This is a genomic window from Candidatus Pseudothioglobus sp. Uisw_050_01 (genome assembly GCF_048085775.1).
Lineage (GTDB): Bacteria > Pseudomonadota > Gammaproteobacteria > PS1 > Pseudothioglobaceae > Pseudothioglobus.
The window spans coordinates 951,529-965,276 of record NZ_CP159804.1; the positions used below are offsets into that span (position 1 = coordinate 951,529).

Consider the following 13,748-nt stretch of genomic DNA (forward strand, 5'->3'; position numbering starts at 1 on the left):
TAAACATATTCATGGCAACAAACCTTTTTCAAAAGCATACTAAAATTGATGACTTATGCTTAGTTTTAAATAGCTACTTATCTCATAAAGATGTTGAATTAGTTAGGCTTGCATATAAAGTCGCTAATAAAGCACATTCTGGTCAATTCAGAAAGTCAGGTGAGCCATACATCCATCACCCACTTTCTGTTGCCTTGATACTTGCAGACTTAAAACTTGATTATTACTGCGTTGTAGCTGCAATTCTTCATGACTGCATCGAGGATACCTTGGTAACCAAAGAAGATCTTCAATTGCAGTTTGGAGAGCAAGTAGCTCATATTGTTGAAGGAGTATCAAAACTGACTAGTTTAGAATTCACTTCAAGCTCACAGAAACAAGCTGAAAACTTTCAAAAGCTAATTTTGGCTATGTCTAAAGATATGAGGGTTATGGTCATTAAATTAGCTGATAGACTTCATAATATGCGCACTTTGGATTCAATGAGTGACGAAAAAAAAATACAAAAAGCAAAAGAAACTTTTGAACTTCATGCTCCAATTGCAAGGCGGCTTGGACTCCATAGCATAAGAGTAGAGCTAGATGATTTATGCTTTAAAACGCTGCACCCAAGAAAGCACTTGATAATTAAAAAGAAAATTAGCAAGCAGTATGGGAATCAAAAGAAAACAATAAACCTAATTAAGACTGAAATTGAAAATAGGCTTAAGTTTGAAGGCATTAGCGCAACTATCGAAGGGCGTCAAAAACAGCCTTCGAGTGTTTACAATAAAATGAAATTTAAATCAAGAAAATTTTCAGAAGTTCTTGATATGCATGCCTTTAGAGTTGTTGTTGAAAATACAAATACTTGTTATCAGGCGTTAGGCCATATACATAGTCTTTATAAACCTATTCCGCTTAAATTTAAGGATTATATTTCAGCCCCAAAACCAAATGGTTATCAGTCTATTCATACTGTTGTACTTGGTCCTAGAAAAATGTTTATTGAAGTTCAAATTAGATCTCAAGAGATGGAATTCATATCTGAGTATGGGATCGCCGCTCACTGGCACTATAAAAATACGGATAAGCCAACTGATAAATTAGCTCGAAATTGGATTGGATCTTTATTAGATATTCAGCAAAATACTGACACTTCAGCTGACTTCTTAGAAAATACAAAAGCTGACTTATTCTTTGATGAAGTATTTGTGTTTACTCCAGCTGGAAAGATAATTCAACTTCCTCTCAGAGCTACAGTGCTTGATTTTGCATACGCTGTTCATACCAATATTGGAAAAAAATCCCAAAAAGCTACTATTAATGGAACTGAAGCAGAGCTTTCAACTGAGCTTAAATCTGGTCAAACGGTCGAAATAATTACAAGTCGATTTGTTAAGCCCAAGCCAAGCTGGCTTGACTTTGTTGTAACCTCAAAAGCCAAAACTGCAATAAAGGCAAATCTTAAAGATAACTCAAAGACAGAGCTAGCAAGACTTGGAAAACTTTTGATCTCAGATGCGCTTAACTATCAAAAAATTAAAATTAATGATGTTCCTAATGATAAATGGGATAAATGTTTTAAAGAACTGAATTGTTTTGATTTTCAAGACTTGTATATAAAAGTGGGATTGTCTGAAATATTTGTAGCTGTAGTTATTAATAAACTCCTCCAAGATATTAATAATGAAACAATTAATACAATTTCTATAAACAAAACAAAAGGAATGGCAATAAACTTTGCTCATTGTTGCTACCCCATTCCTGGAGATGAGGTTACAGGTGTTTTAACGACACAAAAAGGGCTAGTTATGCACCGCTCAACATGTTCAAACCTAGAGCATATCAAAGAAAAAAACGCGCAATGGATGGAAATTGATTGGAACTCAGATGAAAATGAAGTTTTTGAAGTGGCAATCAGTGCTCTAGTTGAAAATAGAAGTGGTCGTTTAGCAGCTATTGCAAACACAATAGCAAATTTAGGCGTTAATATTGAGAATATTGAACAGCAAGAAAGCCAACATACCACAAGGCTATTTCATATTATCGTTGTTATTAGTAATATTATTCAACTAAATGATGTATTAGAACAACTTAACAAGCTTCCTCACCTTGTTTCTGCTGAAAGAGTTTAATATTTTTTCAATATGTTCAAAGTATGCAATCGAATTGATTAAAATTACATCTTTATTAATTATTAATGCTATTACATAATGCTTTGCTGGACTGACTCACTTGAAATAGCCATTTCATTGGAAGAAACCTCTCCTGATATTGATCCCAAAACTATTAATTTTGTTGATTTACGTCAGCTTGTTATGGATCTTGAGGATTTTGAAGAAGGACAAAGCAAGTGTGGTGAAAGGGTTCTTGAGGCCATACAAATGAACTGGATTGAGGAGAAAGAGTGAAATATTTAAAGTTTATTTTGTTATTCAACCTATTATTATCATTTTCAGCTAATGCACTTTTGGAGGTGAATATTTTAAAATCTAAAGAGGCTGCTTTTCCTATTGTTATTGCTCCTTTTGAAATAGTTGGTGACTCAAAAGAAAATGTAGATATTGCTAAAATTATTAGAGATAATTTAAATAGATCAGGCCAATTTAGTGCATTAAGTACTGATGCATTAGTAACAAATCAAATTGATTTTAACTTTTGGAAGGAACATAAAAAAGATGCAGTTGTTTTTGGAAAAGTTGAGCAAATAAGCCCAAAGGTTTACAACATATATATTTATATTTATGATGTCTTTTCTGAAAAAAGCTTATACCAAAAAAAGATTACTGTTAGTAACTCTGGCTTTAGAAGAATGGCTCATTTCTTAAGTGACAAGATTTATTATGTTCTTCTTGGACAAAAAGGCTCTTTTAACACTAGACTCTCTTATGTAACGGTTACTGATAATAATAGTGGTGGTCGAACATACAGGCTTCAAATATCGGACTCTGATGGAGAAAACCCTCAAACAATTGTTAGACAATCAAATCCGATTTTATCTCCAGCCTGGTCAAAAGACCAGCAAAAACTTGCTTATGTTTCTTTTAAAAATAATAGATCTGAAGTTTTTGTTATGACTCCTTTTTTAAAAACAATTCCTATCAAGCTACCAAAATTTGATGGAATTGCATCTTCACCTACATTCCACCCAAACGGAGATAGTATTGCGCTAACAATCTCCAAACAAGGTAATAAAGATATATATTTATATAACTTTAAATCAAAGAGCCTTAAGAGGTTAACTAAAAACATATCAATTGATACAGAAGCTAGCTTTTCACCAGATGGCAATAGTATTGCGTTTACTTCTAACAGGACAGGGCAAGTTCAAGTTTATATAAAAGACCTTAACTCTGGAAAAATATCTCGAGCTACTTTTGAAGGTCGATACAATGCAAAGCCAGTTTTTTCACCTAATGGTAAAGATTTGGCACTCATTCACAGAGTTGATAAAGACTACAGGGTCGCTTTATTAGACATCAAATCTAGAGACTTAACAGTAATGACTCGAAACAAATCAGATGAATCTCCTTACTTCTCTCCAAACGGTGGAATGATTATTTTTTCAACTAATAGAGACAACAGGGGAATTTTGTCTATAATTTCACTTCACAACAACCAAATTGTTGAATTAATGCAAAAAACCGGCGAAGTAAGAGAACCTACTTGGTCAAATTATTCAAACTAAGGAAAAAAAAATGTCAAAAAAAATTCTACTTTTATCAAGTGTTATCTTTTTAAGCTCTTGTGGTGCTAATAGTATTTCTGAACTGGGTGATAAGTTTCTTGATTTAATAAACCCAAGTGATGCTGCAACTGAGCAAGCAGATCTTGGAGGTGATGAAACCCTAGTTGCTATGAATGAAGATGGTGGATTTACAATTGATGAGCTTGAACAATTGTCTAATGATGAGTTAATTGCAATTGCTAAAGAGAAGGGATTGGGAGATCTTATTGTTCTTGATGCAGATGGTAATCTTCAAAATAGAGACCAAATCATAAATGCTATTGTTGAAAGTGGAGACTTGCTTGACGGAAAGACGGCAGAACTTGAATCACTGTCTGATGATGCACTTATCGAAATGATCAATTCTAAGGGTCTGGGTGACTTAATTGTACTTGATGCAGATGGCAATTTAGCTAATAGAGATGAGCTTATACAGGCGTTAATGGATGATGCAGCAGCAATGTTAGCAATTATTGAAAATTTCAAAAATTCTAGTGACTCTTTTATTCTTTATTTTGATTATGACGATACTGAGATAGATGAGGTATCAACTAGAGCTATTATTGAGCACGCTAACTTTATGCAAGACAATCCTTCACTAAGCTTGAGATTAGAAGGTCATGCAGATGAACGTGGAACCCGTGAATATAACCTAGCACTAGGTGAAAATCGAGCCTTAAGCGTAAAAGAGGTCTTAAGCCTTTATAACCTTGATGACAGAATTTTAGTTGTAAGCTATGGTGAAGAGTCTCCAATTCTAGTTGGAAGCAATGAAATGGCGTGGGAAGAGAACCGAAGAGTAGAATTCTCTTACTACTAGAGGTAAAGTTTTCTCAAAATCTTTTTTAAGTAAATAGTTTTTGTCGCTTGATGAAAAAGAATATTCTTATATTTATACTTTTCATAAACCCTATGTTATTTCAGCATGGGGTTTATGCTAACGAAGGCCTTAATTTAGACCTTGCAATCTTAAAAATCAACAAAGAAGTTAAATCCCTTAATAATGAAATCCTTTCATTAAAAGATGAGATTGAACTGATTAAAGAAGAGCAAAGAATCAGCTCTGCTAAGATTGCAGAACTTCGTCAAATCATTGAATTAAATCTATCTAATACTAAACAAGAAAAAAAATCAACTAAAAAAATTCAGTCTAACAGCGCTGAAAAGCTTTATTCAGATGGAAAAAATGAATTTCTTCTTGGAAATTATGAGAAGGCAATTACTCTATTCATAAGTTTTGCAAAAAGCTCTCCCGATTCATCTAATATAATAGATTCAAAGCTTTGGCTTGCAAGAGCTTATTTTGAACGTGAAAAATATTTAAAAGCCAAAGATTCATTTTTAAATTATCAGTCTAACAATCAAGAACACTTAAAATATGCCGACTCAATGTTTGAATTGGCAAGGGCCTTGGTTAAGCTAAATGAAATTAATGAGGCTAAGTTATTGTTAATAGATATGGTTAAAAAATATCCTAATCACTCTTTGATTACTAAAGCAAACCAATTACTTTTAGACCTTTAAGTTAGTGAAAATATTAGAAATACAAAAAGTAGATTTAACTTCTTTTTGTTATCTCAATAAAGGCCGCTACCCTTTCTTACTTGAAAGCGTTAATCACAACGAAAACAACAGATACTCAATATTATTTGCATTCCCTGGTGAGAATATTGTTCTTAAGGATTTTTCTGACTTTGATTTTTTAAAAGAACTTCAAGACAAAAGTAAATCAACTATGTTAGATTCTGACCTCCCCTTTATTGGAGGATGGTTTGTTTATCTCTCATATGAGCTGATAGGCCAGATTGAGTCAACTTTAGCCTCTAAATTACATAAATCAAAACTACCAATAGCTTACGCAGTTCAAGTGCCATCAGCAATAATTGTAGACCACAAACTAGACAAAACTTTCATTATTGATCAAGATAATAACCAATCCCGTATTAATTCAATATTATCTGATATTAAGCTCCTTGATAAAACTCCAACACAAAGAATCAAAGGCAGTCAATCTGAAGAGGTTGAAAGTAAATTTATTGATGGCGTTAAAAGTAGCTTAGATTATATTGTTGCAGGTGATGTCTTTCAGGTCAACCTGTCAAGAAAATGGCAATATCAACTAACAGAAACTACAAATTCAGCAATAATCTATAATGCTCTAAAAAAGGCTAATCCAGCGCCTTTTTCTGCTCTCATTCAATATGAAAATTTCAGCATAATTTCCTCTTCTCCTGAAAGGCTTTTTAGTGTTAATGACAAAACTCTTGAGACAAGACCTATTGCAGGAACTCATCCCAGGGGAAAGGGTGATTTAGATAAAACTCAAAAAGATAACCTAATAAATCACCCTAAAGAAATTGCTGAACATGTAATGCTTCTTGATTTAGAGAGAAATGACATGGGAAGGGTGTGTGAGTATGGCAGCGTTTTTGTTAACGAAATAATGACTCTAGAGACCTATCCATTTGTTCATCATATTGTTTCTAATATAAAAGGAAAACTTCGTGATAATGTTGGTATTAAAGGCATTGTTAGAGCTCTATTTCCAGGAGGGACTATTACGGGGTGTCCAAAAGTGCGCTGCATGGAGATCATTAACGAACTAGAGCAGATGCCGAGAGAGGCCTATACTGGCTCAGTAGGGTATATAAGCCAGAATGGTAAGATGGATTTCAACATCCTTATTCGTAGCTTCATCCATGAAGGAGATACTTTAAGCTTTAGAGCAGGAGCTGGAATAGTATATGACTCAATACCTGAAAAAGAATTAGCTGAAACAAGACACAAGGCAGCAGGACTTTTAAAGGTTTTTGAGAATTAGAAAATTAAGGCCTAAACTTTGAAGTCATTGGATACCTTCTTTCTTTACCAAATGCATTACCACTTATCTTAGGCCCAGGAGCAGATTGACGCCTTTTATATTCGTTTCTAAGGATCATTGAAGTGACCTTATTAACAATCTCAAGACTATATCCTTGCTCGGCAATTTGAGCTACAGAATGTTTTAACTCAACAAATCTTTTTAAAATATCATCTAAAACGTCATAAGAAGGAAGCGTATCTTGATCAACTTGATTAGGCGCAAGCTCAGCAGAAGGAGGCCTTGTTATAACGCGATCAGGAATAACTGGAGAAATTGTATTTCTATATCTAGAAAGCCTATATACCATTGTTTTGGGGATATCTTTAAGTGGAGCAAAGCCACCACACATATCACCATACAAAGTTGCATAACCAACTGCCATCTCAGATTTATTCCCAGTTGCAAGTACAATTTTATGATATTTGTTTGAAAGTGCCATTAGAAGAGTGCCTCGAACACGAGCTTGAATGTTTTCTTCAGTCGCATCTGGAGAAGTATTTTGAAAAAAATCATTAAGAGAAAAATTAAAAGAATCAACCATCGAGTGAATATCAATATTTGAGAACTGCACTCCTTGCACTTGCGCCTGAAGTTCAGAATCCTCAAGACTCATATCAGAAGTAAATTCGTAGGGCATCATCACTGCATGAACATTCTCAGGACCAATAGCGTCAGCTGCAACTGCAAGAGTTAAAGCTGAATCAATGCCACCAGAGAGGCCAATTAAAGCTCCTTCAAAAGAGTTTTTTTGAATATAATCCCTAGTTGCTAAAACAAGTGCGGAGTATATTGATTCCTCCTCACTTAAAATTGAAGGTAAATAGTTATTACTGTTATGAAGTAATGACATCTCTTTAAATTCTGGCAGCTGAAGAGTAAGCTCTCCGAGATTATTTATAACAAAAGAGTTGCCATCAAAAACAATTTCATCTTGTCCTCCAACCATGTTCACGTAGATAAATGAAAGATCAAACTTCAGCGCATAATGTTTACAAATATCTATACGCTCATTTTGTTTATTTATCTGAAAGGGTGATGCGTTAAGAGACACCACTATATCAACGTTAGATTGACATAACCTATCAATTGGGCCATCAATCCATTGATCTTCACAAATTAAAACACCAATTTTAGATTGCTGACATTCAAATACAAATGACTCGTCACCAGAAGTAAAGTAGCGCTTTTCATCAAAAACGCCATAGTTTGGAAGTTCTTGCTTATTATAAACATGAATGACTCGATTGTTTTGAATGCAAAAAGCACTATTAAAAAGAGACTCATTTGATTGGCTTGGCGCTCCGAATAAAATAGTTATAGTTGAAGGGACCAGATTACATAAATTAGTAATCTCATCATTAACTTGTTTAATAAAACCCTCTCTAAATAAAAGATCTTCTGGAGGATAACCAGTAATGGCTAATTCTGGAAAAACAATTAAATGTGCTCCAATTTCATGAGCCTCATTAATCAAATCTAGCATTCTTAAGGCATTTGCCTTAATATCTCCAACAATAGGGTTAAATTGAGCAATTTGGATTTTTATTGACTCAGATTCAGAAAATATCTTATTAAGCTGCTCCTGCCAAAATATAGCCTTCAAATTATTTCCAGTATTTATTGCATGTTCATACTTAGTGTTTGCAACCACTTCAGATGGATCTAATTCAAGGATATTAGCAAATAACCAGGCATGAGTCTCACTAAGAGCAGCCTTACCAGAGCTATATTTACTGAGGTTAGATTGATTTATATCATACTCCTTAGCAATTTTATAATCAGAAAAACCAGTTTTCTCACGCACTAGAGCAAGGTATTCAGTTGTTTTTTTATTCACTATGATTCGATAGTTAAAGTATATATTAGTTATTTTATACCACTACAGTTATAAAATAACTATATTTCATAAATAAAGATATAAAAAACAAATGTATTTATTAACTAAAATGTACTTAAGACACTGTTTTATATAAAGAAATTAAAAATTATAAATTTATTACTTTAATGTTATATTTTTTAATTCTGAGCCAATTTCATTAAAGAATAAACCTTAAGATGGTCTATAAAAGTTGAATTAAATTCACTAATTTTTAAATAGTATTTCTACATATTATTGAATAGAATTTTGTAAAATATCCCTATATCATTAGCCTTAGAGACGCAAATTGATTTTAAAAATAACTAGCATTGTGTTGCTTAGTAGTGATAAAATTCTTTAATCCTCACGCAATTGTGATGGATTGTTATACTTTGAAACTCATTAAGGAGATATATATGAAACAATTACTAAAATTGACTGCTGCTTCGTTGTTAGTTGTTGGTGCACTTGGTGTACAAGCTTCTACATTAAGCGACGTTCAAGCTAAAGGCCACGTTTCTTGTGGCGTATCTAAAGGTCTTGCAGGATTCTCTTCAGCTGACTCTTCAGGTACTTGGACAGGTGTTGACGTTGATGTTTGTCGTGCTGTTGCTGCTGCAACGCTTGGTGATGCAACTAAAGTTAAATTTGTACCACTAACTGCTAAAGAAAGATTCACTGCACTTCAGTCTGGTGAGATCGATATGTTGTCTAGAAACACTACTTGGACAATTACTCGTGACGCTTCACTAGGTCTTAACTTTGCCGGTGTTAACTACTATGATGGACAAGGCTTTATGGTTAAGTCTTCTCTAGGTGTCTCTAGTGCTATGGAATTAGGTGGAGCTGCGATTTGTATTCAAGCAGGTACAACTACTGAATTAAACTTAGCTGACTGGGGTAAAGCAAACGGTATCGATTACAACTCTGTTGTTTCAGACACGAATGCTCAAACTCTAAGTAACTATGACGCTGGTCGTTGTGACGTTCTAACAACTGACGCATCTGGATTATATTCAATGCGTGCTGGTGCGAATGATCCTTCTGAGCACGTTGTACTTCCAGAAATCATTTCTAAAGAGCCTTTAGGCCCTGTTGTTCGTCAAGGTGATGACCAGTGGTTTAACATCGTAAGATGGTCTCTTAACGCTATGATAACTGCTGAAGAGATTGGTGTTACTAGTGCTACTGTTGATATGGTTTCTAACAACCCTGAGCGCGAGCGCTTAATGGGTCGTTCTGGAAGCACTCATGAGTACGTTGGTTTAACTTCAGACTGGACTTACCAGATCATTAAGCAAGTAGGTAACTACTCTGAAAGCTTTGAGCGCAACATTGGTGTAAATACTCCAATTGGTATTGCTCGTGGTGTTAATGCACTATGGTCACAAGGTGGTATCCTTTATTCACCTCCATTTAGATAAGCAATTATTTAGATTGAACTTAAACCAGCCTGCTATACTTTAGCAGGCTGGTTTTTTTTTACTTTTTTATCAATTCAAAGCTCATTTTTTAGTAAAATTTCTTAACAAATATTTATTACATAATATGAAAAAACTTATCCTCGACTCCCTTGGTAAATCTAAACACAGAGGATCAAACTTCCGTGATTTACTTTATAACAATGAGGTAAGAGCTTTTTTCTTCCAGGTAATTACATTTGTTTTAGTAGTAGGACTCTTTTATACGGCAATAGGAAACCTCTTTGATAATATTGAAGCAAGGGGAATACAAACAGGATTTTCTTTTCTTAATAATAGGGCGGGCTTTGATATCTTACCTTTCCTTGGTAATATTGTAGTTGACTACACTCCAGAATCTTCAAATTTAACTGTTTTTTATGTTGGTCTTGTAAACACTCTAGTTGTTGCGTTTATTGGCATAATTTTATCTACACTAATTGGGCTACTAATTGGTATTGCAAGGCTTTCTAATAACTATTTAATTGCAAAACTTGCGGGGGGCTATATTGAGCTCTTTAGAAATATACCCATTCTGTTACAAATTCTTTTTTGGTACAACCTGTTTATTAATGTTTTCCCACACCCTAAACAAAGCCTAGCATTTTTTGATATTGCCTTCCTTAATCAGCGAGGCTTATACCTTCCAAAACCAATTGCCGAAGATGGCTTTATATTTGTTGCCTTAGCATTCATTATTGGAATCATTGCTGCTTATTTTATTAAAAAATTTTATAAGAAGAGGCATGAGCTCACAGGAACACATACCAGCACTTGGATGTTCACACTTGGTTTAATAGTCGGCTTACCAGTAATGGTTTACTTTTTAGTCGGCTCACCACTTCAATTTGATTACGCAGTTCTAGGAAAATTTAATCTGAAAGGCGGCATGGCTGTTGTTCCAGAATTTTTAGCATTAACTTTTGCATTGAGTGTCTACACTGCTACTTATATTGCTGAAGCAATAAGATCTGGAATCGAGGCAGTTGACAAAGGCCAAAAAGAGGCTGCTGCTGCAATAGGTTTGTCGCCAGTTCAGTCTCTTAAGCTGATTGTTTTGCCTCAAGCATTAAGAGTGGCAATTCCACCCACCATCAATCAATACCTAAATTTAACAAAAAACTCTTCATTAGCCACAGTAATTGGCTACCCAGAATTAATGAGTACATTTGGAGGTACTGTACTAAACCAGGTTGGTCAAGCAGTTGAAATTTTAGCTATGGCGATGTTGGTTTATCTAGTAATCTCACTGTTTATTTCTTTATTGCTTAACTATGTCAATAAAAAAATGGAAATCCAAGGAAGATAATTATGTCAGTATTTGATCAACAATCAACCAGGAAGCCACCAATTTCTCAAATTGGGGCAGTTTTATGGCTTAGGACTAATCTTTTTTCATCTTGGATTAATAGTGCCCTTACACTCGCTTCACTCTATTTGCTGTACATCATGATTCCTCCCTTACTGGATTGGATGATATTTAATGCAAGCTTTAGCTTTGGCACTGTAAACCTTTTTGGTTTTGATATCAAGTTTAGTGAAGCCATGGCAACAAATCAGAACTGTGGTCGTGAAGGCGCATGCTGGCCTTATATCTATGAAAAACTATATATGTACACCTATGGCTTCTATCCTCGCACTGAGACATGGAGACCTAATATCGTATTTGGATTAACAGCGCTTCTTTTTGTTATTGTGCCATTGGTAAAGCACTATAAACATAAGAATAGAGTTACGTTATCATTAATAATTCTATACCCACTAGTTTCCTACGTGTTAATTGCAGGTGGTTTTGGGATTCTAATGCCAGTTTCAACTGACCAATGGGGTGGACTCTTGCTAACTCTTATTATTGCATCAGTTGGTATTATTGTGTCATTTCCAATAGGAGTTCTACTTGCACTTGGAAGGCAGTCAAACCTTAAAGTAATTAAATTATTTTCCACACTATTTATTGAGTTTATAAGGGCAGTTCCTTTAATCACAATCCTCTTTATGGCCTCTTTTGTGCTTCCATTATTCTTAGAGTCAGGAAATTATTTCGACAAGCTCTTAAGGGCGCTTATCGGCATTGCGCTATTTCAAGCTGCATATTTTGCAGAGGTTGTCAGAGGAGGGCTGCAAGCAATTCCAAGAGGCCAGTATGAAGCAGCTGATGCAATTGGACTAAGCTACTTCCAAAAAAATGTATTAATTATCTTGCCACAAGCACTAAAAATTTCTATTCCTAATATAGTAGGATCTTCAATATCACTATTTAAAGATACAACACTAGTTCTGATAATAGGGCTATTTGATATGCTGGCAATGGTTAACTTAACAAGTAATGATCCTTATTGGCTTGGAAGGGAAACTGAAGGCTTTGTCTTCGTTACAATTGTTATGTGGGCTATACTATATACCATGTCACGCTATTCAAGAAAACTAGAGTTACGCTTCAATACTGAAAATACAAATTAAAAAGGCTAATAAAGATGAGCACTGATAAAAAAAACATAATAGAAATATCGAAATTAAATAAGTGGTATGGTGATTTTCATGCACTTAAAAATATTGATTTAAATGTAAAAGAAGGTGAAATAATAGTAGTATGTGGTCCGTCAGGTAGTGGTAAGTCAACACTAATAAGATGTGTTAACTTTCTTGAAAAGTTTCAAGAAGGAAGCATCCTAGTCTCAGGCACTGAACTTACAGATGATGCACAAAAAATTAGAAAAATTAGAAGTGAAGTGGCAATGGTATTTCAGCACTTCAATCTATTCCCACACTTAACAATCGTAGATAACTTAACACTTGCGCCAATATGGGTCCATAATGAAACAAAGCAAGAGGCGAGAGAGAAGGCACTAAAATTACTTGATAGAGTAGGGATAAGGGACCAAGCTGAAAAGTACCCAAACCAGCTTAGTGGTGGACAGCAGCAGCGTGTTGCCATTGCAAGGTCTTTATGTACTTCACCAAAAATAATGCTATTTGATGAGCCTACATCGGCTCTAGATCCCGAAATGATTTCTGAAGTCTTAGACGTAATGGTTGAACTAGCTAAAGAGGGGATTACTATGATCTGTGTAACTCATGAAATGGGCTTTGCACGGAAAGTAGCAAATAGAATAATCTTTATGGATGATGGTCAAATAGTGGAAGAAAATGATCCTGAAAAATTCTTTAATCATGCTGAATCTGACAGATTACAGCTATTTTTAGATCAAATATTGACACATTAATTCAAAAAAATCTCCCTGGAGGGCTAACAGTCAAAATAAAATATCTACCTCTTCTAATAGTTATAAACATTTTAAATACAGTTTATGCTACTTCAAATACTACAAATCTAGAGGGTCTTAATGATATTTACCAGCTTAATTTCGAAAATGGTGACATGTATGAAGGTCAAATTGAATTTTGCATAATACGCAATAAAAAGGCTAATTGCATGCAAGGATTTGGTATATATTCTACTCAAAATGGCCACTACTATCAAGGATCATTCAATAATAACAAACCAGATGGTTATGGATTATTTATGTCTGAAAATGGACAAAACTATGAAGGTAATTTTAAAGAGGGAAAAATAGAAGGGGAAGGGGTTATGATTTACCCTGATGGACGGATATACAAAGGTTATTTTAAAAATAATAATAAAGATGGTTATGGAGTTATGACCTATCCAGAAGGTAGAATATATGGAGAAGGTAGTCGTTATGAAGGGAGATGGGAGAATAATAAGCGAGAAGGCAAGGGAATAATGATCTACTATGATGATGGAAGGAGCTTAGAAGGTTTATTTAAAGAAAATGTATATATTAGAAAGTAATAAAATTAAGTTTTATAAAAAAATAAAACAAAAACAATTAACTT

General features: G+C 34.3%; 12 protein-coding genes. 11 read left to right on the top strand and 1 reads right to left on the bottom strand.

The window, feature by feature from the left end; all coding sequences use genetic code 11:
• The first annotated feature begins 11 nt into the window (after positions 1-11).
• The 6 genes from ABXT51_RS04805 to ABXT51_RS04830 all read left to right on the top strand — a co-directional run bounded on the left by ABXT51_RS04805 (position 12) and on the right by ABXT51_RS04830 (position 6,530).
• Positions 12-2,117 carry a RelA/SpoT family protein gene (locus tag ABXT51_RS04805; protein ID WP_416694073.1) on the top strand — a complete coding sequence of 702 codons (2,106 nt, stop codon included), beginning with the start codon at positions 12-14 and terminating at the stop codon, positions 2,115-2,117.
• Positions 2,118-2,195: 78 nt separating this feature from the next.
• Positions 2,196-2,393, top strand: a complete 198-nt coding sequence (gene iscX / locus ABXT51_RS04810) for a Fe-S cluster assembly protein IscX (RefSeq protein WP_416694075.1) — start codon at positions 2,196-2,198, stop codon at positions 2,391-2,393.
• Entirely contained in the window at positions 2,390-3,670 is a 1,281-nt protein-coding gene (tolB, locus tag ABXT51_RS04815) for a Tol-Pal system beta propeller repeat protein TolB (protein ID WP_416694077.1), read from the top strand. The genes iscX and tolB overlap by 4 nt, the downstream gene beginning before the upstream one ends.
• Positions 3,671-3,680: 10 nt before the next feature.
• Positions 3,681-4,529 carry an OmpA family protein gene (locus ABXT51_RS04820; protein WP_416694079.1) on the top strand — a complete coding sequence of 283 codons (849 nt, stop codon included), beginning with the start codon at positions 3,681-3,683 and terminating at the stop codon, positions 4,527-4,529.
• Between the two features lie 92 nt (positions 4,530-4,621).
• On the top strand, positions 4,622-5,233 hold the full coding sequence (locus tag ABXT51_RS04825) for a tetratricopeptide repeat protein (protein WP_416694081.1): 612 nt from the start codon (positions 4,622-4,624) through the stop codon (positions 5,231-5,233).
• 4 nt (positions 5,234-5,237) lie between these two features.
• The gene (locus tag ABXT51_RS04830; protein WP_416694083.1) at positions 5,238-6,530 is read left to right on the top strand and encodes an aminodeoxychorismate synthase component I; all 1,293 of its coding nucleotides are present in this window, start codon (positions 5,238-5,240) and stop codon (positions 6,528-6,530) included.
• Positions 6,531-6,534: 4 nt separating this feature from the next.
• On the opposite strand, the gene ABXT51_RS04835 is transcribed toward ABXT51_RS04830, so the two are convergent.
• On the bottom strand, positions 6,535-8,409 hold the full coding sequence (locus tag ABXT51_RS04835) for an NAD+ synthase (RefSeq protein ID WP_416694085.1): 1,875 nt from the start codon (positions 8,407-8,409) through the stop codon (positions 6,535-6,537).
• 437 nt (positions 8,410-8,846) lie between these two features.
• Here ABXT51_RS04835 and ABXT51_RS04840 point away from each other — a divergent pair, with 437 nt between their 5' ends.
• The 5 genes from ABXT51_RS04840 (at position 8,847) to ABXT51_RS04860 (ending at position 13,704) form a co-directional block, all read left to right on the top strand.
• Positions 8,847-9,854: an amino acid ABC transporter substrate-binding protein gene (locus ABXT51_RS04840; RefSeq protein ID WP_271558607.1), complete on the top strand. Its 1,008-nt coding sequence runs from the start codon at positions 8,847-8,849 to the stop codon at positions 9,852-9,854.
• Between the two features lie 124 nt (positions 9,855-9,978).
• Positions 9,979-11,199, top strand: a complete 1,221-nt coding sequence (locus ABXT51_RS04845; protein WP_416694087.1) for an amino acid ABC transporter permease — start codon at positions 9,979-9,981, stop codon at positions 11,197-11,199.
• A gap of 2 nt (positions 11,200-11,201) precedes the next feature.
• The gene (locus ABXT51_RS04850) at positions 11,202-12,350 is read left to right on the top strand and encodes an amino acid ABC transporter permease (RefSeq protein ID WP_271558605.1); all 1,149 of its coding nucleotides are present in this window, start codon (positions 11,202-11,204) and stop codon (positions 12,348-12,350) included.
• A 14-nt stretch (positions 12,351-12,364) separates the two neighbouring features.
• Positions 12,365-13,114, top strand: coding sequence for an amino acid ABC transporter ATP-binding protein (locus ABXT51_RS04855; protein ID WP_416694089.1), 750 nt, complete (start codon positions 12,365-12,367; stop codon positions 13,112-13,114).
• Positions 13,115-13,323: 209 nt separating this feature from the next.
• Positions 13,324-13,704: a hypothetical protein gene (locus tag ABXT51_RS04860; protein ID WP_416694091.1), complete on the top strand. Its 381-nt coding sequence runs from the start codon at positions 13,324-13,326 to the stop codon at positions 13,702-13,704.
• Positions 13,705-13,748: the final 44 nt, after the last annotated feature.